Consider the following 24,890-nt stretch of genomic DNA (forward strand, 5'->3'; position numbering starts at 1 on the left):
GAGCAGTGGCGCACCGCGGTGCGCCGCCTCAACCGGGAGGTGCTGGGGCGCTCGGAGGCCCGCGGCGAGCCCCGGGTGGTGGCCGACCTGGTGTCGGCACTGGCCCTCAGCGCCCTGGAGGGGTTCGCCCACGAGGTGCAGGACCGGCACCGGGAGCCTGGACCCAGCGCGGTGCGTCGGGCCACGGCGTTCATCGACCAGAACGCCGACCAGCCGATGACCGTGGCCGAGATCGCCCGGGCCGCGCACACCAGCGTGCGGGCGCTGCAGCAGGCCTTCGCCCGGCACCACGACAGCAGCCCCACGGCGTACCTGCGCCAGGTGCGGCTGGAGCGGGCGCACCGCGAGCTGCTCCAGGCAGACCCGGACGACGGGGTGACGGTGGCCGAGGTGGCCGCGCGGTGGGGCTTCGCCCAGCCGGGTCGGTTCGCCGCGCACTACCGCGAGGCCTACGGTCGGCTGCCCAGCGACAGCCTTCGCACCCAACCCATGTAGGTTGCTCTCACATGTGTTGTCGGTCACACCCCCGACCGGCGACCCGTGCGAGACGACAGGCGCACTGGCGCGGCGGTGATCCCGCGGCCGCCGGGTGAGAAGAAGGAGTGCAGCGTGAGCCACCACGGATTCGGACCGGACCTGGTCGAGGTCTTCGGGCCCTCGCAGTCCGACGGAGGACCAGAGCTGGTCCAGCTGCTCACCCCGGAGGGGGAGCGCGTCCACCACCCGGAGTTCGACCGGGACTTCAGCGCCGAGGAGCTGCGCGGCTTCTACCGCGACATGGTGCTGACCCGGCGCATCGACACCGAGGCCACCGCCCTGCAGCGGCACGGCGAGCTCGGCATCTGGGCCCAGCTGCTCGGCCAGGAGGCCGCCCAGATCGGCGCCGGCCGGGCGCTGCGCCCCCAGGACCACGTCTTCCCCACCTACCGCGAGCACGGCGTCGCGTGGTGCCGCGGCATCGACCCGCTGGCCCTGCTCGGCCTCTTCCGCGGGGTCGACCACGGCTCCTGGGACCCGGAGGAGAAGCACTTCGGGCTCTACACGATCGTGATCGGCGCGCAGGCCCTGCACGCCACCGGCTACGCCATGGGCATGCAGCGCGACGGCGTCGTCGGCACCGGCGACCCGGACCGCGACGCGGCCGTGGTCGCGCACTTCGGGGACGGCGCCTCCAGCCAGGGCGACGTCAACGAGGCCTTCATCTTCGCCGCCTCCTACAACGCCCCGGTGGTGTTCTTCTGCCAGAACAACCAGTGGGCCATCTCCGAGCCGATCGAGCGGCAGTCCCGGATCCCGCTCTACCAGCGGGCCCTGGGCTTCGGGTTCCCCGGCGTCCGGGTCGACGGCAACGACGTGCTCGCGACGTACGCCGTGACGCAGGCGGCGCTGCAGCGGGCGCGGGACGGCCAGGGACCGACGCTGGTGGAGGCCTACACCTACCGGATGGGTGCCCACACCACCACCGACGACCCGACCCGCTACCGGCTCTCCGACGACGTGGAGCGCTGGAAGCTGCGCGACCCGATCTCCCGGGTGGAGGTCTACCTGCGGCGCAACGGCCTGGTCGACGACGACTTCATCGACACGGTGCGCGCCGAGGCCGACCAGCTCGGCCACGACCTGCGCGAAGGCTGCAAGGCGATGCCGGACCCGCAGCCGCTGGACATGTTCGACCACGTCTACGCCGAGGAGACCGAGGAGCTGCGCGCCGAGCGCGAGGGCTTCGCGGCCTACCTCGCCCAGTTCGACGGACACGTCGATGGACACGGCGTCGAGGGGAGGCACTGATGGCCACCCAGCGGATCACCCTGGCCAAGGGGCTCAACTCCGGGCTGCGCAAGGCGATGGAGGACGACCCCAAGGTGCTGGTGATGGGGGAGGACGTCGGCAAGCTCGGCGGGGTCTTCCGGATCACCGACGGGCTGCAGAAGGACTTCGGCGAGGACCGGGTCATCGACTCCCCGCTGGCCGAGTCCGGCATCGTGGGCACGGCGGTGGGACTGGCCCTGCGGGGCTACCGCCCGGTGGTGGAGATCCAGTTCGACGGCTTCGTCTACCCGGCGTACGACCAGATCGTGTGCCAGGTCGCCAAGATGCACTACCGGTCCAAGGGCCGCTCGAAGATGCCGATGGTCATCCGCATCCCGTTCGGCGGCGGCATCGGCGCGGTCGAGCACCACAGCGAGTCGCCGGAGGCGCAGTTCGCGCACACGCCGGGGATCAAGGTGGTGGCCTGCTCCAACCCGGTCGACGGCTACTGGATGATCCAGCAGGCCATCGCCTGCGACGACCCGGTCGTCTTCCTCGAGCCCAAGCGGCAGTACCACGCCGACAAGGCCGACCTCGACGACTCCGTCGACCCCGACCCCCTCTTCTCCTCCCGGGTGGTGCGGCGTGGCCAGGACGTCACGCTGCTGGCCTACGGGCCGACGGTGAAGACCGCCCTGTCGGCGGCCGAGGCCGCGGCCAACGAGGGCACCTCGCTGGAGGTCATCGACCTGCGCACGCTCTCCCCGCTGGACCTGGGCCCGGTGTACGAGTCGGTGCGCCGGACCGGCCGCGCGGTGATCACCCACGAGGCCCACGTCAACCTGGGCATGGGATCGGAGGTCGCGGCGCGGATCACCGAGGAGTGCTTCTACAACCTGGAGGCCCCGGTGCTGCGGGTGGGCGGCTTCGACACGCCGTACCCGGCGTCGCGGATCGAGGAGGACTTCCTCCCCGACCTGGACCGGGTGCTGGACGCCGTCGACCGCTCGCTCAAGTTCTAGCCCGCAACTTCTAGCAGGAAGGGCCGAGATGGCCGAGTTCAAGCTGCCCGACGTCGGCGAGGGCCTCACCGAGGCCGAGCTCGTCTCCTGGAAGGTCAAGGCGGGCGACCTCGTGGAGATCAACGAGGTGATCTGCGAGATCGAGACCGCCAAGTCGATCGTGGAGCTGCCCAGCCCGTTCGCCGGCACGGTGCTGTCGCTGCTGGTGGCCGAGGGCGAGATGGTCGAGGTGGGCACCGCGATCATCGCGATCGGCGAGCAGGCGGCCGAGATGGTGATCGACCTGTCCAACCCCGCCGCCAGCGGTGGCGGCGAGGGCGAGTCGCTGGTCGGACGCAACAAGGCCGACCGCGGCCCGCAGCGCCGGGCCCGCAAGGGCTCGGCGTCGCCGGCCACCGACGCCGGCGCCCAGACCCGGCTCCAGGTCCAGGGCGCGTTCGCCGCCGGCGGCGCCATGCCGCTGGAGGTGGCGCCGGCCGACGAGCCGGCGGTGCCGGCCCGTGAGCCCGAGCCGGGACCGGCCAGCCTGCGCGCCCTGGCCAAGCCCCCGGTGCGCAAGCTCGCCAAGGACCTCGGGGTGGACCTCACCCGGCTGACCCCGACCGGTCCCGGCGGCACGGTGACCCGGGCGGACGTGGAGGCCGCGGCGGCCGCGGCCCAGTCCGGGCGCGAACCGATGCCCGAGCAGTACGCCGATCTCGGCCGGCCCGGCGTCCACCCCATGGCCGGTGCCCGGGAGACCCGCGAGCCGATCAAGGGCGTGCGCAAGATGATGGGGCAGGCGATGGTCGACTCGGCCTTCACCGCCCCCCACGTCACGGAGTGGATCACCGTGGACGTGACCGCGACCGTGGAGCTCGTCGAGCGGCTCAAGGGCCGCCCCGAGCTCCGCGACGTCAAGGTCAGCCCGCTGCTGGTGCTGGCCCGGGCCTGCCTGCTGGCGATGCGGCGTACCCCGGCGATCAACTCCTTCTGGGACGAGGCCGCCCAGGAGGTGGTCTACAAGGGCTACGTCAACCTCGGGATCGCCGCGGCGACGCCGCGCGGACTGGTGGTGCCCAACATCAAGGACGCCGACAACCTCTCGCTGGTGGAGCTGGCGCGGGCCCTGGGCGAGCTCACCGCCACCGCGCGGGAGGGCCGGACGCAGCCGGCCGAGATGAGCGGCGGCACCTTCACGATCACCAACGTCGGGGTCTTCGGGGTGGATGCCGGGACGCCGATCATCAACCCCGGCGAATCCGCCATCCTGTGCTTCGGGGCGGTCCGCAAGCAGCCGTGGGTGGTCGGTGACGACATCGTGGCGCGACACGTGACGACCCTGGCGCTCTCCTTCGACCACCGGCACGTGGACGGCCAGCAGGGCTCGCAGTTCCTGGCCGACGTGGCCGGGATCCTGGCGGACCCGGGGACCGCGCTGCTGTTCTGACCAGTTCGCGCGTACGTACGTCGTTTTGCTGCAAAGCCGAGCGCCTGTACCCAGGATTAGGTACGTGTTCCCGACGACTCCAACTCATGGCCTCGGCGTAGACCGCGGATCGGACTTGCTGCTGGTGCGCCATCGGACCGGCGTGCTGGTCCTGCTCGCCTTGATCGCGGCGGGTCTGGGACTGGGCACGCCCGTGCACGGCGAGGTCTCGCGGGCGGTGGCGGTGCACGGCGCCGCGACCCCGGGGGAGATCTCGCAGACCGCGCAGCGGGCGCACCGCGCCAACCCGCGCAACCCGCTGGCGGGCCGGGCCTGGGGTGTCTACCAGGGTCCGCAGGACCAGGTGTGGGCTCCGTACCAGGCGGCCACCGGGAAGGCGAAACGGCTGATCGGCAAGATCGCGCTCCGGCCCCGGACCAAGTGGTACGGCGCGTTCGTGCCCGACGACCAGATCGGCAGCCGGGTCGCGGACTACATCGCCTCCTCCCAGCAGGGCGACCCGCAGGCGCTGGTCCAGCTCGCCGTCTTCCGGATGCAGCCGTGGGAGCAGGAGGCCTGCTCGCGTCCCGCCACGGACCAGGAGCGCCGCAGCTATCGGACCTGGATCAAGAACCTGGCCGCCGGGATCGGGTCCACCCCCACCCTGGTGGTGATGCAGCCCGACGGGCCGTTCCTGTGGTGCGTGCCGCGGCCGCGGGCCACCGCGCGCCAGCTGCGGTTCGCCACGCGCACCCTCGCAGCGCTGCCCAACACGTCGGTCTACATCGACGCGGGTGCCGCTGACTGGTGCGAGAACGGCAAGGGCAACGACCCCGAGCGCTGCGCCGAGATCCTGGAGCGCACCGGGATCGAGTTCGCCCGCGGCTTCGCGCTGGACTCCACCCACTACACCGGCCCGGCGGAGAACATCCGGCACGGCGCGGAGATCGCCGCAGTGCTGCGTCGCCACGGCTACGGGCGCAAGCACTTCATCGTGGACACCGCCAAGAGCGGTCGCCCCACCGCCTGGGAGGACGTGGTCCCGGCCGCGAAGGGGGACGAGAAGGACAACGCGCGCACCTGCCGCACCAGGCAGCAGAAGCGCTGCGTCACGCTGGGCATTCCGCCTACCGCGCAGGCGTGGCACCGGGGCTGGGGGCTGTCGCCCGACGTGCGCGCCCTGGCGGCTCGGCACGTGGACGGCTTCGTCTGGTTCGGGCGCCCCTGGCTGTTCAACCAGGCCGACCCCTTCGTGCAGAAGCGGGCGCTGGAGATGGCCCGCAGCACCCGCTGGCCGGGCCCGGGCAACTGATTTCGTCTTCGTCGGTTTCGCCCGCCGCCGACGGGGTAGGACTCGGCCGTGACTGCGCCTGCCCGGATCGGCCCCTACCTCGTGGGGCCTCGCATCGGTCGGGGCGAGCTGGGTGTGGTGCACGCGGCCACCGACGACGTCGCCGGCCGCCAGGTCGCGCTCAAGCTGATCGGCACCCAGGCCGCCGACGACCGGGAGTTCCGGGCGACGTTCGCGCGTGAGGCGCGCAAGCTCTCCGCGCTGCGCTCCGAGCACGTGGTGCCGCTCCATTCCTTCGGCGAGGCCGACGGGCACCTCTACCTGGCCACCGACCTGTTCCCCGACGGCGACCTCGCCCGGATGCTGCAGCGCTTCGGCCCGCCGCCCCTGAGCCAGGCGCTGGAGCTGGTCGCCCAGGTGGCCGCCGGCCTGGCCGACGCGCACTCGGTGGGGCTGATCCACGCCGACCTCAAGCCCTCCAACGTGATGCTGCGCCGCGACGGTGCCGGCTTCCGGGCCTGCCTGGTGGACTTCGGGCTGGCTCGCGGCGCCGCGACCTGGATGGCGCCCGAGCTGCACCACGGCGCTCGGCCCGACGTCGGCTCCGACGTCTACGCGCTCGGCTGCGTGCTGTGGGCCGCCCTGTCGGGTCAGCCGCCGTACGCCGGGGGCACCGACTTCCGCACCGCGCAGGCCCACCTGGACTCACCCGTGCCGCAGCTGGCCGGCAGCTCGCCGCTGGAGCAGCGCGTCAACGCCATCCTGCGCCGCGCGCTCGCCAAGGACCCCACGGGCCGGCACCCGTCGGCCGCCCAGCTGCGCGACGACCTGGTCGCGGCCCAGGCGCTGCCCGGACCGGGGTCGAGTCCCGCCGCACCGGCGTTCGCTCCCCGCCGACCAGCAGGCCGAACCCCGGCACGCCGAACCGCAGTACGGCGAACCCCGGTGCGGACAGCCGCCGTGGCGATGGCGCTGCTCGCGGCGGCCGCCCTGGGCGTCGCGGGGACCCTGCTGGTCGTCGACCAGGACACTCAGCCGCCTGCGGCCGCGGTCTCCTCGGTCCCGGTCGCTCCGGACGAGGCCGTGGCGGTGGACAACATGGCGACGGCGTTCGCCGAGCAGCTCGTGGTGGGTCCGGACAAGGCCGAGTGCATCGCCCAGACGTGGATCGACGCGGTGGGTGTGGCCTCCCTGGTGGACGCCCGGTTCCTGGACTCCCGGATGGACTTCTACGACCGGGACCTGGAGACCGTGGACGCGGACCTCAAGGACCAGCTCGCGCTGGCGGTGCGGAGTTGTCTGTCCTGACGCCTCGGGCACGCGGCGCGCCGGACTGAGTTCCACGAATCTGGGGTCGAGGTGTCAAAGTTCCTACTCACGCGTAGGTTGTGTCCCTGCACGGAGGGATCGAGAGTGACGAGGGGTCTGCAGTGACGTGTCCGAGGTGTGACGAGGCACTGGCCAGCGCCACCAAGTGGTGTCCGCACTGTGGCTTCCAGCAGCTGCTCCCGGCGACTCTGGGACCGACCAAGCCGCTCTCCGCGCCGCTGTTGCGAGGCACCCCGGCCCCGGTGCCCGCCGGCTCCGGGTCCTCGGTGCGCGAGGTGAGCGCCGTCTTCGGGATCCTGGTGGTGACCGGGCTGGTCCTGCTCGCGATGAGCGTCTTCCCGGGAGAGGGCGACACCCCGGCGGCGGGCGGGGGCCAGAGCCTTTCCGAGCCCCCGGGCGACACGGTGCTCGTGCCCGGTCGCGACGGCGCCGAGGCGACCCCCGAGGCCTGGCCCAGCGGGTCGGCCAGTCCGTCGGCGAGTGTGTCGGCGGGCGCGTCGGCCAGTCCCTCGGCCAGCGCGTCGGCCAGTCCGTCGGCCAGTCCGTCGGCCAGTCCGTCGTCGAGTGTGTCTGCGAGCTCCACGCCCAGAGCCACCCCGAGCCCCACGAACGGCCCGACCACCAGTGGGACCGCGAAGCCCTCGCCGACCGCGAAGCCGACCGGCAAGCCGCGTGATCCCCGCACCCCCAAGCCCAGCGGGCCGACCCAGACGCAGAACCCCACGCCCCAGCCCAGCGCCACCCCTGAGCCCACCCCCACAGTCGCGCCCACGCCCACGCCCACGCCGACGCCGGTGCCGACGTCGACCGTCAGCGTGCCCGCGGGCCCGTCGCCCGCGGAGGAGGCCGCCGGCCTGAAGCCGTTGCTGAACTGTGGTCACCTGGTGCGCTCGGTCTCCTACCCGGTTGCGGTCGAGTACTGGCGCGCGCAGCGCAAGCCGTTGTGGCTCGACTGGAACCTCGACGGGCGTCCGTGCAACGAGCAGGGCTTCTACTCCGCCGCGGTCGTGAAGGCCTACTTCGGCTGAGTCTCGCGGCCGCCTCAGCGCAGGTAGCGGGCCGCCCGCGACTCCGGGGTGCCCGGCCCGACACTGAGCAGCCGGGTCAGCTCGTACTCCAGCACGGCGCCGACGCGGCGGCAGAAGTCGACCGGCTCCTCGGCGGCGTCCGGGTGCTCGGCGACGATCCGGTCCACGATGCCGAGCTCGTGCAGGTCGATGGCCCGCACGCACTGGGACCGGGCCATGTCCGGGGCGTGGTCGGTGTCCCGGTGCACGATGGCGCTCGCGCCCTCCGGGGGCAGCGGCGAGAGCCAGGCGTGCTGGGCGGCGACCACGCGGTCGGCGGGCAGCAGGGCGAGCGCCCCGCCCCCGTTGCCCTCGCCCATCATCAGGCACAGGGTCGGGGCCTCGAGGGTGACCAGGTCCTCCAGGCAGCGCGCGATCTCCCCGGCGAGGCCGCCGTTCTCGGCGTCTGCGGACAGGGCCGCGCCCTGGGTGTCGATCACGGTGACCAGGGGCACGCCGAGCTCGGAGGCGAGCCGCATCCCGCGCCGCGCCTCGCGCAGCGCTCCCGGCCCCATCGGGTGGTCGGTGGTCTGGCCGCGGCGGTCCTGCCCGAGGAAGACGCACGGCGCCTCGCCGAAGCGGGTCAGCGCGAAGAGCAGCCCGGGGTCCGACTCGCCCTGCCCGGTGCCGTTGAGCGGGATCACGTTGGTCGCGGCGTAGCGCAGCAGCCGCCGTACGCCGGGCCGGTCCGGACGGCGCGAGCGGGTCACCACGTCCCAGGCGTCGATGTCGCCGATCGGCTCGGTGCCCGGGTCCTCGACCGGGGGCAGCGGGTGTCGGGCGCGCTCGAGCACGTCCAGGGTGCGCCGCAGGATGGTGGGGACCTCCTCGGGAGCCATCACGCCGTCGACGATGCCGCGCGCGAAGAGGTTCTCCGAGGTCTGCACGCCCTCGGGGAACGGCTTGCCGTAGAGCGACTCGTAGACCCGCGGCCCCAGGAAGCCGACCAGGGCGCCCGGCTCGGCCACGGTGAGGTGACCGGTGGATCCCCAGGAGGCCATCACGCCGCCGGTGGTGGGGTGCCGCAGGTAGACCAGGTAGGGCAGCCCGGCGCGCTTGTGCGCCGCGACGGCCTCGGAGATCCGGACCATCTGCACGAACGCCGCGGTGCCCTCCTGCATCCGGGTGCCGCCGCTGACCGGAGCGCCCAGCAGCGGCAGGCCCTCGGCGGTGGCCCGGTGGATCGCCGACACCAGCCGGTCGGCGGTGGCGCGCCCGATGGAGCCGGCCAGGAAGCCGAACTCGCTGACCACCACGGCCACCCGGTGGCCGTCCATCCGTCCCTCGCCGCTGACCAGCGCCTCGTCGACGCCGGACTTCTCCCGGGCGGCCGCCAGCTGCGCGGCGTACGCCGGGGCGACGTCACCGTGCTCGGCCGGTGAGTCCCAGGAGACCCAGGAGCCGTCGTCCAGGACCAGGTCGATCAGCTGCCGGGCGTCGAGGCGTGTGGTCACGGGCGTGAGCGTAGGCCAGGGGTGCCGGGCGTCCGGCGGTCCGGTACCCCGCATGGGGGGTGGTCAGGAAGCAGCGGAAAGCCTACGGTGGCGTAACCAGGCGGGTCCGGGGAGGGCACCGTCGGTCAAGGCTTGGGAGGGCCGCATGACTGCTCGGACGAACACGCGAGGAAGACTCTTCGGGACGGGCGTGCTGGCCCTGGTCCTGGGACTGCTGATGTCGGTGTGGGCGCCGACCACAGCCGGTGCCACCCAGGCGCCCGGCAGCGTCGCCGGCACCCTCACCAGTGCCTACTCCGGTGACCCGGTGGCCAACGCCACCCTGCGGTTCACCATCGTCGAGGCAGGCGCCTCGATCGAGGTGGACAGCGCCGTCACCGACGAGGCGGGCGGCTTCGTGGTCGACGTCGCGCCGGGGTCCTACCAGGTGCAGATCCTGCTGGAGGGGTGGATGTACGGCACCACGGCGACGCTGAGTGTCGAGGTCACCGGGTCCGGCCCCCTCGACCTCGTGCTGGACGACAGCCAGACCGACCTCTACGGGCAGGTCACCGCCGGAGGCGTCGGGGTGGCGGCGACGATCGAGCTCCAGGTCAAGACCCCCACCCCCACGCCGGTGACGATCATCTCGACCAGGACCGACGCGCAGGGCAACTACCGGATCTCCAACCTCAACGGCGGCCAGTTCTACGTCGCGGCCGTCCCCCAGGACGAGGCGTACGCGTCCGAGTACTACCTGGACGCGGCCACCTGGCAGGAGGCGCAGCAGGTGGCGACGCCCCGGGCCGCCTCGCTGGACTTCGACCTGGCGCCGAGGGCGGCGAACGACAACACCATCCAGGGCCGGGTGAGTGCCGAGGGTCAGCCCGTGGCTGCCGTGGTCGGGCTGGCCCGCGAGGGCAGCGACGGAGTCCGCCGCCCGGTCCCCGGCTTCTTCGTGCTGCCGAACGCGAGCGGGGACTACTCCATCGCGAACCTGGCACCGGGCACCTACTTCGTCTCCGCGAGCCCGCGGGAAGGGGACGAATTCGCGACCACCTACTTCCGGGACGGCCGCAACCTGGACGAGGCGGAGCCCATCGTGCTCGACGGCGGCGAGGTCTTCGTGGCCGACCTTGCCATGACCCGCAGGCCGCCGACCGAGTCGATCTCCGGCACCGTCACGGGGCCGGACGGCGCGCCGCTGGCCGCGATCGTGAACGTCGAGCAACGGCCGGTCGCGGGGGGTGAGTGGCGGCTCTGGGTCACCCACGCCGCCGCCGACGGCACCTGGTCCTTCGAGACCTCTGCCGACAGCGAGTACCGGGTCTCCTTCGAGCTGGAGCGCTACCGCAAGCAGTGGTACCGCAGCTCCGCCACGGAGGCGGGCGCGCAGGTCGTGGCCTCCGGTACGAGCGGGGTGGACGCCCAGCTGGTCCGAGCCGCGACGCCGGCACCGGTGCCCTGGTGGCAGCGGATCTGCAGCGCCCCGCCGACCAGCCCGTCCTGGCTCGCGCTGTTGGTCACCCGGCTCTGCGCCATGGTCCCGGCCCGTCCCGGGCGGGTGCAGCCGGCCCGCTGACCCGCCGCGTCAGGGCGGTGCCGCGAACCGGGGCTCTCAGGAGTGGCGGGACTCGCGCCAGGCCTGGAGGAGGGAGGCCTCCTCCTCCAGGGCCAGGCCGGTCCGGGCCCCGCCAGGCGTGCTGCTCAGCCAGGTCAGGGTGTCCCGGGCGGTCTCCGCGTGCGGCCGCAGCCTCAGCCCGGCCGCCACGCTGGGTGCCGGGTCGTGGGCGACCAGTCCGTCGTGCTCTGGCCGGGGGAGCCACAGCGGGATGGACCTCGGCCCGGCCCACGGCTCCACGCCTCGGGACTGCAGGAAGTCCTGGTCCACCCAGGTGAGCTCCGGGGTGGCGCCCACCCCGGCGGCGACCTGGTCCAGCAGGTCTGCCAGCGGCACGATCTCGCCGACCGCGTCGAAGACGCCGGCGGTACGGCGCTCGGCCAGGTCCACGATCCAGCTCGCCAGGTCGCGGACGTCGATGATCTGCACCAGGTCGTCCGGTCGGCCGGGGGCCAGCACCTCGACGTGCGCCCCGTGTGCCTGGGCCAGCCGCCAGGGCCAGTAGGTGAAGCGGCCGGTGTTGTCGTCCGGCCCGCTGACCAGGCCCGGCCGGACGATCGTGGCCGAGGCCGCTCCGCGTAGCACCGCCTGCTCGCAGGCGACCTTCATCTGCCCGTAGATCTCGGGCGACTCGTAAGGGTCGCCGTCGGTGTGGCGGGGCTCGTGCAACCGCAGCGTCGCCGGCGTACCTGCGACGTCGGTGTCCGGATAGACGTTGATCGTGGAGACGAAGACCCAGTGGGCGTCGGGCATGGCGGCCACGGCCGTCCGCACCTGGGAGGGCAGCCGGGCCACGTCGACCACCGCGTCCCACCGCTCCTCGGTCACCGAGGCCGGCCCGGGGTTCGTCCGGTCCCAGGGCAGGTGAGTGGTCCCGGCCGCCACCGCGCCGGAGATGCCGCGGCAGGCGCAGGCCACCTGGTGCCCCCGGCCGACGGCGTCGCGGGCCACGGCGCGGGAGAGGAACTGGGTGCCGCCCAGGACCAGCAGTCTCATCCCCCCACGCAACCTGGGAGACCTGCGTGGGGGCAAGGCGGACACGCCGGTGTCCACGTCATTAGTTTATGTCTAGTAAATCCATCGACTTTGAGTAGTATCGAGGTGCACACCAGATCTCGAGGGAAGAGGAAACCCATGATCCGACGCGCAAGGCGCAACCTGGCGGCGCTCATCGCCGGCTCCCTGCTGCTGGCCGGGACGACCACGGCCTGCGGCTCCAGCGACGCCGCCACGAACGCGGACGGCAGCACGACGATCCGCTACCAGACCTACATGGGGTCGGTGAACCTCCCGGAGCTGGCCGACGCGCTGGGCTTCTACGACAACATCGAGCTGGAGCGGCTCGGCGACGTCCAGGGCGGCCCGGAGAGCCTGCGGGCGGTGGCCACCGACCAGGTCGACTACGCCGCCGCCTTCCTGGGGGCCATCGCGAAGGTCAACTCCACGGGGGCGCCGCTGACCACCGTCGTCTCCTACTACGGCTCCGACGACACGGTGAACTCTTCCATCCTGGTGCGCACCGAGGACAAGCTCACCCAGGCCCGCGACCTGATCGGCAAGAAGGTCGCGGTCAACACCCTCGGGGCGAACGCCGAGGCGATCATCGACACCTACCTCGAGGAGGGCGGCCTGACCGCCGACGAGATCGACGAGGTGACCCTGGTCCCGCTGCCCTCGACCAGCACCGAGAACGCGCTGCGCGAGGGCCAGGTCGATGCCGCCTACCTCGGTGGCACGGCACGCGAGGTCGCCCTGCAGCGACCGGGTCTGGACGTGCTGGTCGCCGACATCGACGTGGTCGGCCCGTACAGCGGCGGCGGCATCACGCTGCGCGACGACTTCATCGCCAAGAACCCCGAGGTCACCGAGGAGTTCGTCGCCGGCATCGCGAAGGCGATCGAGTGGACCAAGGCGCACAGCAAGGAGGAGGTCATCGAGGTGATCACCGACTACCTCACCGAGCACGACCGGGCCGCCGAGGCCGAGTCCCTGCAGTACTGGAAGGGCACCGGCATCTCCGCCGAGGGCGGGCTGCTCGCCGACGCGGACTTCGAGATCTGGCTGGACTGGCTGGAGGCCTCCGGCGAGGTGGAGCCGGGCTCGGTGGACCTCTCGGAGATCTACACCAACGAGTTCAACCCCTACGCGGAGGGCAGCCGATGAGCAGCAGGATCGAGCTGGCAGGAGTGGGACAGGTGTTCCAGGTCCGCAGCGACACCGACAAGCAGATCGAGGAGTTCGTCGCCCTCGAGGGCCTCGACCTCACCGTCGAGCCGGGCGAGCTGGTCACCATCGTCGGCCCCAGCGGGTGCGGCAAGTCCACCGTGCTCGACCTGGTCAGCGGCCTCACCCGGCCCTCGTCCGGCCAGGTGGTGGTGGACGGCAAGGTCGTCACCGAGCCCGGCCTGGACCGCGGCGTCGTCTTCCAGCAGTACACGCTGCTGCCCTGGCGTACGGCGCTCGGCAACGTCGAGTTCGCCCTCGAGGCCAAGGGGGGCCTCAGCAGGGCCGAGCGCACCCGGGTGGCGCGCGAGTTCCTCGACCTGGTCGGGCTCCCCGACTTCGAGAACCGCTACCCGCACGAGCTGTCCGGCGGGATGAAGCAGCGCGTCGCCATCGCCCGCAGCCTCTCGTACCAGCCCGAGGTGCTGCTGATGGACGAGCCGTTCGGGGCCCTGGACGCCCAGACCCGGGAGCGGCTCCAGGAGGAGCTGGTCCAGATCTGGAAGCGCACCGGCACCACGATCGTCTTCATCACCCACGACATCGACGAGGCCGTCTTCCTCGGCCAGCGGGTCGCGGTGATGAGCGCCCGGCCGGGACGGATCCGGGAGGTCATCACCATCGACCTCGACCGGGACGCCCCCGACGACGTCGACATCCGCTCCACCCCGGAGTTCGCGCACTACCGCCACGAGATCTGGACGCTGCTGCGTCAGGTCAACCGCCGCGCCCAGCTGAACGAGGTGAACCAGGTTGCCTAGCCTGCTGAAGGAGCGCACCGAGGCTGCACTCAACCCGCGCCAGGAGGCCGCGGCCGGGGTCAAGCACGTCTCGCGATACCGCAGGAACGCCGCCCGCTGGTTCCGCGGGACGATCGGCATCCTCCTGCTGGCGGTGGTCTGGGAGGTGGCACCCCGGGCCGGGCTGGTGGACCCCTACTTCGTGTCTCCGCTCTCCGACGTGATCGCCGCGTGGTGGAAGCTCGTCACCACCGGCCAGCTGTGGGACCACCTGCGGGCCAGCCTGGTGCGGTCGGCGGCCGGGTTCTCCCTGGCCATCGTCACCGCCATCCCGCTGGGTGCGGCTATCGCCTGGTACTCCCCGGTCCGTCAGCTCTTCACCCCGGTGCTGGAGATCTTCCGCAACACCGCGGCCCTGGCGATCCTGCCGGTGTTCGTGCTGATCCTGGGGATCGGGGAGACCTCGAAGATCGCGATCGTGGTCTTCGCCTGCTTCTTCCCGGTGCTGCTCTCCACCATCAGCGGCGTCGCCTCGGTGGACAGCCAGCTGCTCCGCTCGGCGCGGGTGCTCGGTCTCTCCCCGGTCACCACCTTCCGCAAGGTGGTCTTCCCGGCCGCCGTCCCCACCATCTTCACCGGGGTCCGCATCGCCGGCGCCGCCGCCGTGCTGGTGCTGATCGCCGCGGAGATGATCGGCGCCACCGCCGGGCTCGGCTACCTCATCAACTACTCGCAGTACAACTTCCTGATCCCGCAGATGTACGCCGCGATCCTCACCACGTCCCTGATCGGTCTGGCCATCAACTACACCCTCGTCGCCATCGAGCGACGCCTCTCCCGCTGGCGCGCCTGAGCACCTGCGCGCCCACGACAGCGAAGGAAAACGACATGAGCAAGAAGCTCGTCCTCAACGCGTTCCTCATGAGCACCGGCCACCACGAGGCGTCCTGGCGGCTCCCGGAGTCCGACACCACGGCGTACCGGGAGGTCTCGCACTACCAGGAGCTGGCCCGGACCGCCGAGCGCGGCAAGCTCGACTCGGTCTTCTTCGCCGACAGCCCGTCGATCTTCGGCGACCTGGCCCGGCGTCCCTCGGAGACCATCGAACCCGCCCTGCTGCTCTCCGCGATGGCGGTGGTCACGACGCGGATCGGACTGGTGGCGACGGCGTCGACGACGTACCAGGAGCCCTACAACCTGGCCCGCACCTTCGCCTCCCTGGACGCGATCAGCCACGGCCGCGCGGGATGGAACGTCGTCACCTCCGCCGACCTCAAGGCCTCGGCCAACTTCGGCTACGGCGAGCCACCCACCCACGCCCAGCGCTACGAGCGGGCCAGTGAGTTCCTCGAGGTGGTGCTGGGACTGTGGGGCGGCTGGCGCGACGACCACCGGGTCGCCGACAAGGCCGCCGGCGTCTTCACCGACCCGTCCCGGGTGCAGGTGCTGGACCACGTCGGCGAGCACTTCCGGGTGCGCGGTCCGCTCAACGTCGCCCGCAGCGAGCAGGGGCACCCCGTCATCGTGCAGGCCGGCTCCTCGGGGCCGGGCATCGCGCTCGCCGCCAGGTACGCCGAGGCGGTCTTCACCGCGCAGTCGACCCTGGAGGACGGTCGCCGCTTCTACGCCGAGCTCAAGGCGGCCGCCCGCAAGGCCGGGCGCAACCCCGACCACCTCAAGATCCTGCCCGGGCTGGTGCCCATCCTGGGCAGCACGGTCGCCGAGGCGCGGGCGCTGGAGCAGCAGCTCGACGACCTCGTGGTCCTCGACCTGCCGCTGGCCCAGCTGGCCGACGACATCGGCATCCCCGCGGAGCAGATTCACCTCGACGCGCCCCTGCCCGACGACATCCGGCCCTCGAGCGAGGTCCAGGGCAACAGGGCGCGCTACGAGCTGGTGGTCAAGCTCGCTCGCAGCGAGGACCTCACGGTGCGCCGGCTGCTGCTGCGCCTGGGCAGCGGCCGCGGCCACCGCGCCTTCGTCGGTACGCCGGAGCAGGTCGCCGACACCATCGAGCAGTGGTTCACCGGCGGCGCCGCCGACGGCTTCAACATCATGCCTGCGGTGCTGCCCTCGGGCCTGGAGGCGTTCGTGGAGCACGTGGTGCCGATCCTGCAGCGGCGCGGCCTGTTCCGCCACGACTACCAGGGCACGACGCTGCGCGACCACTACGGACTGCCGGTGCCGGCGGTCCGGGCCGCCGAGCTGGCGGAGGTGGGCTGATGACGCGGCGCCACCTGCACCTCAATGCGTTCCTGATGCCCGGCGGTCACCACGAGGCCGCCTGGCGGGTGCCCGGCAGCGACCCCAACCCCGGGGCCGACGCTGCTGCTCACCGCGATGGCGGTGGTGACGACGCGGATCGGGTTGATCGCCACCGCGACCACCACCTTCGAGGAGCCCTACAACCTGGCGCGGCGCTTCGCCTCCCTCGACCTGATCAGCCAGGGCCGAGCCGGGTGGAACATGGTGACCACCTCGGCCGAGGCCGCCGCGGCCAACTTCGGGCGGACCATGCCGAGCCCCGAGGAGCGCTACGCCCGCGGCGAGGAGTTCCTCGACGTCGTCCTCGGGCTCTGGCGCGGCTGGCGGGAAGACGCGATCGTCGCCGACCGGGACACCGGAGTGTGGGGTGACCCCGACCGGATCCGGCCGCTGCGGCACCGGGGCGAGCACTTCCAGGTCGAGGGCCCGCTCACCGTGGGGCGCAGTCGGCAGGGCCACCCCGTGGTGGTGCAGGCCGGGTCCTCCGGCCCGGGCGTCGCGCTGGCCGCGAAGTACGCCGAGGCGGTCTTCACCGCGCAGCGCTCGGTGGTGGAGGGCAGGGCCTTCTACGACCGGCTCAAGGCGCTCACCGTCAAGGCCGGGCGCAACCCCGACCACGTCAAGATCCTGCCCGGCATCGTGCCGGTCCTCGGCGGCACCGAGGCCGAGGCCCGGGCGGCCGAGAAGCAGCTCGACGACCTGGTGGTCCTCGACTACCCGCTGCAGCAGCTCGCCGCCCAGACCGGCCTCCCGGTGGCGGAGCTGGCGCTGGACGAGCCGCTGCCGCAGGGAGTCCGGGAGGTGCACGAGATCGTGGGGTCCCGGGCGCGCTACGAGCTGACCCTCAACCTGGCCCGCTCGGAGAACCTCACGGTGCGCGAGCTGCTGCTGCGGCTCGGGGGAGGTCGCGGTCACCGGACCTTCGTGGGCACCCCGGAGCAGGTGGCCGACGACCTCGAGGAGTGGTTCACCGCGGGGGCGGCCGACGGCTTCAACGTGATGCCGCCGGTGCTGCCGCAGGGCCTGGACGCCTTCGTGGACCACGTGGTGCCGATCCTGCAGCGCCGCGGCCTGTTCCGCACCGAGTACGCCGGCAGCACGCTGCGCGAGCACTACGGACTCCCCGTTCCCGCCAGCGTCGTCGGGGACGGGGTGTCACAGGCCGGTTGAGGGGTCGACCAGGGGCAGGGGGCGCACCGAAATGGGGGATGGTGACCCCGGCTCGCCTTCCCTACGGTCGATAGGTGCGCCTCTCGCCGGGCGCCCCGAGGCTTGGGAGGGCCGCATGACCCGTCGTACTCCGCTGCTCCTCGTCCTGGCACTGCTCGCCGCGCTCGCCCCCTGGCTGGGGTCGACGGCCGCCTCGGCCGCAGACGAGCCGGCGCCGGACGTCGAGCTCGTCGGGGTGGTCCGCGACACGAGCGGCGCACCGGTGCCCGGCGCCACTGTGAGCCTCTACTCCCGCGAGGTGGACTCGTGGTGGGGGCTCGTGGAGGACCCGGTGACCACCGGACCGGACGGCTCGTTCGAGTTCCCCGAGCAGCGCGTCCGCGCCTACCGGTTCTCCGTGGCGGCCGACGGCTTCCTGGCGGAGTTCCACCCCGACGCGGACAACGTCGAGTCGGGCGACGACGTCCTCGGCGTCCCCGGGCGCACCGAGGTCGCGATCACGCTGGAGCCGGCGGCCCAGAGCCTCGGAGGCCGCACCACCTCGCTCGGTGAGCCGGCCGCAGGGGTGCGGGTCGAGGTCGAGCTGCAACGACCCGACCAGGGCTGGCGCCACTACGCCTACGTCCTCACCGGCGTCGACGGCACCTACCGCCTCGGCGTCGCCGAGGGCACCTACCGGCTGCGCTTCCTCAGAGCCGGGCTGGTCCCGGAGTGGTACGCCGACGTGCCTACCGTCTACGAGGCCGCGCGCGTCGTGGTCGCGGCGGGCGCGACGGTGGTCGTGGACGCCGAACTCGCACCATCGCGGTCGGTGATCCAGGGCCGGGTGCTGGTCAACGGCAAGCCCTTCGTCCCGGCCTCGGACGACCAGTTGCTAGTCGTGATAGCCGAGCGGGAGCACGTATCCGGCGACTTCCACTACACGGGCACCGACGGTGAGGGCAACTACTCGCTGCCCTACCTGCCCGCGGACCGGTACCGCCTCAGCGCCTTCGTGAACACGGAGGGGAGCGGCGTCACGAGGGAGTGGTTCGATGACGCGGCCACCCAGCAGGAGGCGATCTGGATCGAGCTCGACGGGACGAGCTCCTTCGTCGCGGACTTCGACCTCGAGGGTTCGCCGCCCCCGCCGGCCTCCGAGCCGCTGAGCGGGAGGACCACGGACCTGCGAGGCGCACCCGCGCCGGGCGTGATCGTCACCGTCGAGGAGCGGGCGGTGGGCGAGACATCGTGGACCTCGTTGCCGGGGATCGCGACCGCGAACGACGGCGGGTGGACGGCCGCCACGCAGCAGGGCCACCGGTACCGGGTCTCGTTCCGGCACCCCGGCTTCCGCACCCAGTGGTACCGCAACGCGAGGCGGGCCGCCGACGCCACGATCGTCGCGCCCGGGGCCACCGGCGTCGATGCCCGGCTCCGGCCGTCGCCCTGGTGGCAGCAGGCGCTCCCATGGACCTGCCGCCTCGTCCCCGTCGCTGCGGGGTGCGGGTCGTGAGCGCGGCGACGAGGGCCCGCTCGCTGCTGGTAGCCCTGCTCCTGACCCTGCTCGCCACGCTGGCGCCGGGGATGGTGCCCGGCAGCGCTGCCGCGGAGCCCACGGTGTCGCCGATCGTCGGCCGGATCACCAGCAGCCTTGACGGCTCGCCGGTGGCGGGCGCCGAGGTGGACGTCTCCCGCTACCAGCCGGACGACGGTGGCAGCTACCAGGGGGGCTTCGCGAGGACGACCACGGACGCCGACGGCCGCTACCGCCTGGACCTCCCCGAGGGTCAGTACTCCTTGTTCTTCACCCATCCCCAGCACAGCGAGGCCAGCACCGCCTGGGGCGACGGCGACGTGCGGGTGGTCGCCGGCGGGCCGCCCGTGGTGGTCGACATGGTGATGCGGCGCCTGGCCGAGTACACCGGGGTGGTGCGCGACGCCGCCGGCGCGCCGATCCCCGGGGCCACCGTGACCCTCTGGTACGAGGCGTACTACGGCTACGGACCCGTCGCGATCAAGACGCAGCGCGTCGGGCAGGACGGCCGCTACGAGTTCTTCGGGCGACCGCTGGAGGCCCACCGCCTGTCGGTCGCGGCCGCGGGGCACCTCGTGGAGTTCCACCGCGACGCGCCCGACGTCGAGTCCGCCCAGGACATCGTGGGGGTTCCCGGGCCGACGCGCGTCGACTTCGCGCTGGAACCGGTCGGCCAGGGGCTCGGAGGTCGGGTCACCAGCTCAGGGCGACCGGCCGCGGACGTCGAGGTCGTCGTCGAGTGGTACCAATCGGGCCGCCCGGCGACCGAGTACGCGCGGGTGCTGACCGCTGCCGACGGGTCCTGGGGCGTGGGCGCCCCTGCGGGCAGCTTCCGGGTCTCCTTCAGCGGCGAGGGAGTCCGCCAGGAGTGGTACCAGGACGCCGAGGTCTCCTCGCAGGCCCGGACGGTGCGCGTCGCTGCCGGCGCCCGCACGACGGTCGACGCCGAGGTGGTCGTGGTGAGGTCGGTGGTCAGGGGACGAGTCCTGGCGGACGGTCAGCCGCTCCCGAGCTTTGACCCCCCGGTGGTCTCACTGCAGCCGGTGGACGACCCCTCGGTCACCTTCCAGGTCGGGGTCGACCCGGACGGCTCGTACTCGCTGGGCGGGATGCCCGCCGGCACCTACTGGGTCTGGGTCCAGCGACCGGAGGGAGACGTCTGGCGCACGACTTACCTCGGCGACGTGGCGACCCCCGCCGAGTCCACCCCGGTCGAGCTCGACGGGACGAGCACGGTCGTCGCCGACATCGACCTCCTGCCGGGGCTCCCGATCCCCGAGCCGATCTCCGGGCGCGTCACCGGCCCGGGCGGCCGGGCGGTGGCCGGCGCCGAGGTGAGGGTGGAGGAGCGACCCGTGGGCGCGACCACCTGGACCGTCTCGGCCGTCGTCACCTCGACGCAGGACGGGCTGTGGGGGGCGCCGGCCTTGCCCGGGCACGAGTATCGGGTGTCGTTCCGGCACCCGGGCTACCGCACCCAGTGGTTTGACGGAGCCGACCGTGCCCGGGACGCGACGATCGTGCTCCCCGGCGCGAGCGGCGTCGACGCCCGACTGAGGCCGCTGCCGTGGTGGCAGCGGGCGTGTCAGGCGCCGCCGCGCAGCAGCGGTCTCGCCAGCTTGCGACCGTGGTGGATCTGCGCCTTGACGGTGCCCAGGGGCACGTCGAGCTGAGCGGCGATGTCGTCGTAGGCCAGGCCGTAGACGTCGCGCAGCACCAGCGGCTGCACCAGCGTGGGGTGGTCGCGCTCGATGGTCTCCAGGGCCTCCAGCAGGTCCAGCCGGGTGCCGGCGATGACGCTGGTGGTGCGCGGGTCCGGGCGCTCCAGCGGTGCGTCGTCGGTGGGTGTGGCCAGGTTCTTCAACCGGCGGTACGTCGTCCGGGCGCTGTTGAGGGCCACCACGTGCAGCCAGGTGGTGAAGCGCCCCCGGCCGTGCCATTGCCCGATCTTGTTCGCCACGCTGAGCAGCGCCTCCTGGCTCGCGTCCTCGGCGTCGTCGGAGTAGGGCAGCACGCCCCGGCACAGGTTGAGCACCCTGGGGCGCACCTGGGCCAGCAGCAGCTCCATGGCGTCGCGGTCGCCGGCATGGGCGCGCCGCGCGAGGTCGTCCAGCTCGTCCGGGCTCAGCGGCTCGGGCTGTGTCATCGGACGCCTCTCCGCTTGGGAACCTGGACGCAGGCAACATAATGCAGCGGTGCCCCCACCAGTGACGCTCGGCCGCTACCCGGTGCGTCGGCGCCTGGGGGCGGGCGCCTTCGCGACGGTGTGGCTGGCGCACGACGAGCAGCTGGACTCCTCGGTCGCGATCAAGGTGCTGGCAGACAACTGGGCCGGCGACGGGCACGTGCGTCAGCGCTTCGTGGAGGAGGGGCGCTTCCTGCGCAAGGTGGAGTCGCCGTACGTGGTGCCGGTCTACGACGCCGGCGAGCTGGAGGACGGGCGTCCGTTCCTGGTGATGGCCTACGCCGACCAGGGCACGCTCGGCGAGTGGTTGGCCCGGGGGCCGATGACCCGCACCCAGGCGCTGCAGGTGATCACCGAGGTGGGTGCCGGACTGACGGCACTGCACACCCGGGGGGTGCTGCACCGGGACGTGAAGCCGGGCAACGTGCTGCTGCGCAGCGACGACGGCCGGGTCCGGGCGATGCTGGCCGACCTGGGTCTGGGCAAGGAGCTGGACATGTCCTCGCGGCTGACGGTGATCGCCGGGACTCCGTCGTACGTCGCGCCGGAGCAGGCCCGCGGTGAGGCGCTGGACGGCCGTGCCGACCTGTTCTCCCTGGCCGCCCTGGCCTACCTGCTGCTCGCCGGTCGTCCGGCGTGGTCCCACCAGTCGCTGACCGTGGCCGCCGCGCCGCCACCTCCGCCGCCGATGGGCGGGGCGGTCCCGGCGGAGGTCGAGGCCGTGGTGCGTCGCGGTCTGGCGACCGACCGGGAGCAGCGCCCCGGCTCGGTGCGGGAGTTCACCGCGGCCCTGCTGGCCGCGGCGGGTGGGCGGAGCGAGGCTGCACCCATCCAGTCCGGAGCCCTGGCCGGGCCGGAGCCCAAGCGGACCGTGCTGGACCCGGCTGAGCACCATCCCGGAGCCCGGTCCCGGGCCCGTGCGTCGCGCCGCCGACTCTCCTGGCGGCCCTCAAGGTGGCAGGCAGCAGTGGTCGCGGTCGCCGCGCTGGCGCTGGGCGTGGGCGGGGGATGGGCGGTCGGGGAGCTGACCCGCTCCGAGACCCGCCGGGTCGACGAGGGGACGGTGTCGGTGGAGGTCCCGCGGGCGTGGACCGCCTCGGTGCAGGACGCCGGGTGGACGCCACCGGGGTCCGAGCGCGACTTCCCCGCGCTGGCGCTGGGCACCGGCGCCGACTGGCGCGAGGCCGGGTACGGCGTCTTCGTCGGGTTGCTGCCGGGCAGCGACCTGCCCGCAGCGGTGCCCGGGCACGCCGAGTGCAGCGAGCAGGGCCGCCCGGTCTCGGAACAGCGCGGCGACGACGAGCTGCGCACCGTCGTGCACCAGGGCTGCCCGGGAGCGGCGTCGGTGGTCGTGGAGCGTGTCGTGCAGGTCGCGGCGGACCGGCTGCTGTGGGTGCAGGTCCGCAGCGCCGACCGCACGACCGCCGAGCAGGTGCTGGCGAGCGTGGAGCTGGACGGCGTCTGACGGCGCTGCCGGGGCCTCAGGCCGGGCGAGCCAGCTTGCCGAAGGCCTCGGTCATGCCGGCACCCCGGCCCGGGCGGTGACCAGCACCCGTACGTCGTCGGCGACGGCGTCCAGCCAGTCGGCATACGCCGTGGGGTCGTCGTGCGCGGCGTCGAGCACGTAGAGCCCGCGCACCGTGCGGCCGCCGAGCTCGTCCAGCAGCGGCCGCAGGGTGTGCTCCGGCGCCAGCGCGTGGGCGGGCCCGCCGCCGAGCATCAGCGGCACCGCGACCCCGCGCAGGCCGGTGCCGCCGGCGAAGCGGTCCAGGAAGATCTTCAGCAGGCCGGTGTAGGTGGCCTTGTAGGTGGGGCTCGCGACCACCACCAGGTCGGCCGCGCCGACCTGGGCCACCAGCTCGGTGACGCCGGCGTCGGACCAGTCCAGGAGGCGCCCGCCCAGGGTGGCGAGATCGACGACCAGGTCGGGTGCGGAGCCCACCAGTGCGGTCGCGACGTGGGTCGCGGCGGCCAGGGTGCGCGAGGCCGGCTTGGGGTTGCCGACCACCACCGCGACGCGGGGGCGAACGGGGAAGAATGGCTGAGTCATGTCACTCCTGGAGGGCTTTTGAATCAATGTCTATCAAGTTACGCCAGAATAAGCACGACCAGTCACGGTTCCGGATGCTGAACCCGGCGCGTCAGCCCTGGCGCACGCCCGCGGCCACCCGGTCCAGGAGCTCCTCGGCGCCCGCCGCGTCCCGGGCCCGGCCGCTCACGTTGACCTCCACCTCCGCGTCGGGACCATCGCCCAGGTTCACCCAGCGCACGAAGTTGTGACGCTGGTGGCCGAGGTCGTCGATGTAGGTGTACTCCAGGCCGGCGCCGTCCAGCGAGGTCGAGCGCACCCCGCGCTCCTGCTCGCGGACCGAGGCGAGCCGGGCCGCGCGGTGCTCGGCGACGCCCGCCTGCTGGCTGCCCACGTGCTCGACGCGCAGCACGAAGGTGTCGTTGGGGTTGCCCCGCACCTTCCACTTGAACTCGTTCGGGGCGTTGCTGATCCGCACCCAGCCGGCCGGGACCGGGAACGTCACCCGGGTGGGCCCCTCGCCGAAGGAGGTCTTCTCCAGTGCCAGCCCGGTGGGCAGGGGTGCTGCGTCCGGGTCCGGGGTGATCTCCTCGCCGGCGGCCGTCGGCACGCTCGGTGCGGCCGCCGGCACCGGGACCGCCCGGCCCGAGGCGCGCACCGGATCGGCGGCGTACGACGCGGCGTAGCCGGCGCCCGCGCCGAGGCAGAGCAGCAGCCCCGTCGCTGCCAGTCCCCGTCCGCTCATGGGCGCCAAGATAGCCGCGCCATCGTGGAACCGGCGACGTCGTAAGCGGGGGCCGGCTATGGCTAAGAGGTGCGCAGGTTCAGCGGGGAGGCGGCCCGCAGCAGCCAGGGACGGGTGATCCGGGTCGAGACCACGACCGAGAGCCAGACCAGGCCCACGGTGAGGGTGTTGACCAGGAGCGGGATCCACACGTAGGCCAGGGGGCTGCCCCCCTGCAGGACCTGGAGAGCCTGGTAGGGCAGCCACCCCACCAGCACTCCCAGCATCGCGACCGGGACCGCCACCAGGCCCACCTCCCAGCGCTGGATGCGCGACAGCTCGGCGGTGTCGACGCCGAGGGCTGCCAGCGAGGCCACCGAGCGCGTCCGGTCGACCAGGGACTCCAGGCCGTGGACGGAGAGCGAGAAGATGGTCAGCACCAGGGCCACCAGCAGCACCATCCCGGCCAGCGCCACCGGCACCAGGTAGAACGCCTCGACGTCGTCGAACCCCGCGCCCTCGTAGGAGGACTGCGGCAGGTCGGCGAGGAGCCCTCCACCGCCACCGGCGACCATCGCGATGGCGCCGACGGCAGCGGCCGCGCGCGCCGTGGGCCGCGGGTCGGTGGCCAGCCGACGGGCCGCGACCAGCACTGGCACCGTGGTGGCCCGGGCGGCCACCGCGAGTCCCACCCGGCGGGCCAGCCAGGACGCCAGGGTCAGCAGGCCCAGCACCATGGAGACGAGAGCGGCGATCAGCGAGATCGCTGCCCACCGGGCGTCGTGGGTGACCACCGCCAGGAGCGGGACGACCAGCAGGAGGAACAGGCCCGGCCAGGGGCTCGGGGCGGGTCGGGGTGCCTGACGGGAGACGCCCAGCGGCGAGATGTCGACCGGGCGGGAGGTGAACCAGCCGGCCGCGGCACCGAGCAGGCCGACCGCGACCGCGACCAGCAGCACCTGCCACCACTGGGGCTCCACGGTGACCGGCACCAGCCTGAGCTCGCGGGCGATCTGCGGGGAGAGCCCGGCGGTGGGCCCAGCGGTGGGCCCAGCGGTGGGCCCAGTCCCGGGCTCTGCGACTGCACCCCCGAAGACCAGTCGCAGAGCCCGGAAGAC

Annotated in this window: 22 protein-coding genes; 16 read left to right on the forward strand and 6 right to left on the reverse strand. The window is 73.0% G+C overall.

Annotation, left to right across the window (positions count from 1 at the left end; translation table 11 throughout):
- From C5H89_RS19480 to C5H89_RS19485, 7 genes are all read left to right on the forward strand, one after another.
- On the forward strand, window positions 1–495 hold a 495-nt coding region (locus C5H89_RS19480), incomplete at its 5' end, for a helix-turn-helix domain-containing protein (protein ID WP_162799237.1).
- A gap of 141 nt (window positions 496–636) precedes the next feature.
- On the forward strand, window positions 637–1,788 hold the full coding sequence (gene pdhA / locus C5H89_RS05865; RefSeq protein ID WP_240181736.1) for a pyruvate dehydrogenase (acetyl-transferring) E1 component subunit alpha: 1,152 nt from the start codon (window positions 637–639) through the stop codon (window positions 1,786–1,788).
- Window positions 1,788–2,771, forward strand: coding sequence for an alpha-ketoacid dehydrogenase subunit beta (locus tag C5H89_RS05870; RefSeq protein ID WP_104106126.1), 984 nt, complete (start codon window positions 1,788–1,790; stop codon window positions 2,769–2,771). The genes pdhA and C5H89_RS05870 overlap by 1 nt, the downstream gene beginning before the upstream one ends.
- Before the next feature lie 28 nt (window positions 2,772–2,799).
- On the forward strand, window positions 2,800–4,200 hold the full coding sequence (locus C5H89_RS05875; RefSeq protein ID WP_104106127.1) for a dihydrolipoamide acetyltransferase family protein: 1,401 nt from the start codon (window positions 2,800–2,802) through the stop codon (window positions 4,198–4,200).
- 124 nt (window positions 4,201–4,324) lie between these two features.
- Window positions 4,325–5,491 (forward strand): glycoside hydrolase family 6 protein, encoded by a 1,167-nt coding sequence (locus C5H89_RS05880; RefSeq protein WP_162799238.1) that lies wholly within the window; start codon window positions 4,325–4,327, stop codon window positions 5,489–5,491.
- A gap of 48 nt (window positions 5,492–5,539) precedes the next feature.
- The gene (locus C5H89_RS05885) at window positions 5,540–6,778 is read left to right on the forward strand and encodes a serine/threonine-protein kinase (RefSeq protein WP_104106129.1); all 1,239 of its coding nucleotides are present in this window, start codon (window positions 5,540–5,542) and stop codon (window positions 6,776–6,778) included.
- A 122-nt stretch (window positions 6,779–6,900) separates the two neighbouring features.
- Window positions 6,901–7,827: a zinc ribbon domain-containing protein gene (locus tag C5H89_RS19485; protein ID WP_275887103.1), complete on the forward strand. Its 927-nt coding sequence runs from the start codon at window positions 6,901–6,903 to the stop codon at window positions 7,825–7,827.
- A gap of 14 nt (window positions 7,828–7,841) precedes the next feature.
- Here the strand turns inward: C5H89_RS19485 and C5H89_RS05900 are convergent, their stop codons facing one another.
- Entirely contained in the window at window positions 7,842–9,320 is a 1,479-nt protein-coding gene (locus C5H89_RS05900; RefSeq protein WP_240181733.1) for an acetyl-CoA carboxylase carboxyltransferase subunit alpha/beta, read from the reverse strand.
- A gap of 145 nt (window positions 9,321–9,465) precedes the next feature.
- Between C5H89_RS05900 and C5H89_RS05905 the strand changes: the two genes are divergently transcribed.
- Window positions 9,466–10,881: a carboxypeptidase-like regulatory domain-containing protein gene (locus tag C5H89_RS05905; protein WP_162799239.1), complete on the forward strand. Its 1,416-nt coding sequence runs from the start codon at window positions 9,466–9,468 to the stop codon at window positions 10,879–10,881.
- A gap of 36 nt (window positions 10,882–10,917) precedes the next feature.
- Here C5H89_RS05905 and C5H89_RS05910 read toward each other — a convergent pair whose 3' ends face one another.
- Window positions 10,918–11,916: an NAD-dependent epimerase/dehydratase family protein gene (locus tag C5H89_RS05910; protein WP_104106134.1), complete on the reverse strand. Its 999-nt coding sequence runs from the start codon at window positions 11,914–11,916 to the stop codon at window positions 10,918–10,920.
- Window positions 11,917–12,054: 138 nt separating this feature from the next.
- On the opposite strand from C5H89_RS05910, the gene C5H89_RS05915 reads away from it, so the two are divergent.
- From C5H89_RS05915 to C5H89_RS05945, 7 genes are all read left to right on the forward strand, one after another.
- Window positions 12,055–13,083, forward strand: coding sequence for an ABC transporter substrate-binding protein (locus tag C5H89_RS05915; RefSeq protein WP_104106135.1), 1,029 nt, complete (start codon window positions 12,055–12,057; stop codon window positions 13,081–13,083).
- A complete protein-coding gene (locus C5H89_RS05920; protein WP_104106136.1) occupies window positions 13,080–13,904 on the forward strand; it encodes an ABC transporter ATP-binding protein in 825 nt (274 codons plus the stop codon). Before C5H89_RS05915 ends, C5H89_RS05920 begins: the two co-directional genes overlap by 4 nt.
- Window positions 13,897–14,736, forward strand: coding sequence for an ABC transporter permease (locus C5H89_RS05925; RefSeq protein ID WP_162799240.1), 840 nt, complete (start codon window positions 13,897–13,899; stop codon window positions 14,734–14,736). Before C5H89_RS05920 ends, C5H89_RS05925 begins: the two co-directional genes overlap by 8 nt.
- A 35-nt stretch (window positions 14,737–14,771) precedes the next feature.
- Window positions 14,772–16,106, forward strand: a complete 1,335-nt coding sequence (locus C5H89_RS05930; protein ID WP_104106137.1) for an LLM class flavin-dependent oxidoreductase — start codon at window positions 14,772–14,774, stop codon at window positions 16,104–16,106.
- A gap of 126 nt (window positions 16,107–16,232) precedes the next feature.
- Window positions 16,233–17,318, forward strand: coding sequence for an NtaA/DmoA family FMN-dependent monooxygenase (locus C5H89_RS05935; RefSeq protein WP_240181734.1), 1,086 nt, complete (start codon window positions 16,233–16,235; stop codon window positions 17,316–17,318).
- 115 nt (window positions 17,319–17,433) lie between these two features.
- Window positions 17,434–18,813 (forward strand): carboxypeptidase regulatory-like domain-containing protein, encoded by a 1,380-nt coding sequence (locus tag C5H89_RS05940; protein ID WP_162799241.1) that lies wholly within the window; start codon window positions 17,434–17,436, stop codon window positions 18,811–18,813.
- Window positions 18,768–20,507 carry a carboxypeptidase-like regulatory domain-containing protein gene (locus C5H89_RS05945; protein WP_104106139.1) on the forward strand — a complete coding sequence of 580 codons (1,740 nt, stop codon included), beginning with the start codon at window positions 18,768–18,770 and terminating at the stop codon, window positions 20,505–20,507. Before C5H89_RS05940 ends, C5H89_RS05945 begins: the two co-directional genes overlap by 46 nt.
- Here the strand turns inward: C5H89_RS05945 and C5H89_RS05950 are convergent.
- On the reverse strand, window positions 20,420–20,980 hold the full coding sequence (locus C5H89_RS05950; protein WP_104106202.1) for an RNA polymerase sigma factor: 561 nt from the start codon (window positions 20,978–20,980) through the stop codon (window positions 20,420–20,422). The genes C5H89_RS05945 and C5H89_RS05950 overlap by 88 nt on opposite strands.
- Window positions 20,981–21,029: 49 nt before the next feature.
- Between C5H89_RS05950 and C5H89_RS05955 the strand changes: the two genes are divergently transcribed.
- Window positions 21,030–22,484: a serine/threonine-protein kinase gene (locus C5H89_RS05955; RefSeq protein ID WP_162799243.1), complete on the forward strand. Its 1,455-nt coding sequence runs from the start codon at window positions 21,030–21,032 to the stop codon at window positions 22,482–22,484.
- 51 nt (window positions 22,485–22,535) lie between these two features.
- Here C5H89_RS05955 and C5H89_RS05960 read toward each other — a convergent pair whose 3' ends face one another.
- The 3 genes from C5H89_RS05960 to C5H89_RS05970 form a co-directional block, all read right to left on the reverse strand.
- Window positions 22,536–23,069 carry an NAD(P)H-dependent oxidoreductase gene (locus C5H89_RS05960; RefSeq protein WP_104106141.1) on the reverse strand — a complete coding sequence of 178 codons (534 nt, stop codon included), beginning with the start codon at window positions 23,067–23,069 and terminating at the stop codon, window positions 22,536–22,538.
- A gap of 91 nt (window positions 23,070–23,160) precedes the next feature.
- Window positions 23,161–23,793 (reverse strand): hypothetical protein, encoded by a 633-nt coding sequence (locus tag C5H89_RS05965; RefSeq protein WP_104106142.1) that lies wholly within the window; start codon window positions 23,791–23,793, stop codon window positions 23,161–23,163.
- Window positions 23,794–23,855: 62 nt separating this feature from the next.
- Window positions 23,856–24,890 (reverse strand): ABC transporter permease (locus C5H89_RS05970; RefSeq protein WP_162799244.1); only part of this gene is annotated, 1,035 nt, incomplete at its 5' end.

This window comes from Nocardioides sp. 616 (assembly GCF_002930065.1).
In the GTDB taxonomy this organism is placed as follows: domain Bacteria; phylum Actinomycetota; class Actinomycetes; order Propionibacteriales; family Nocardioidaceae; genus Nocardioides; species Nocardioides houyundeii.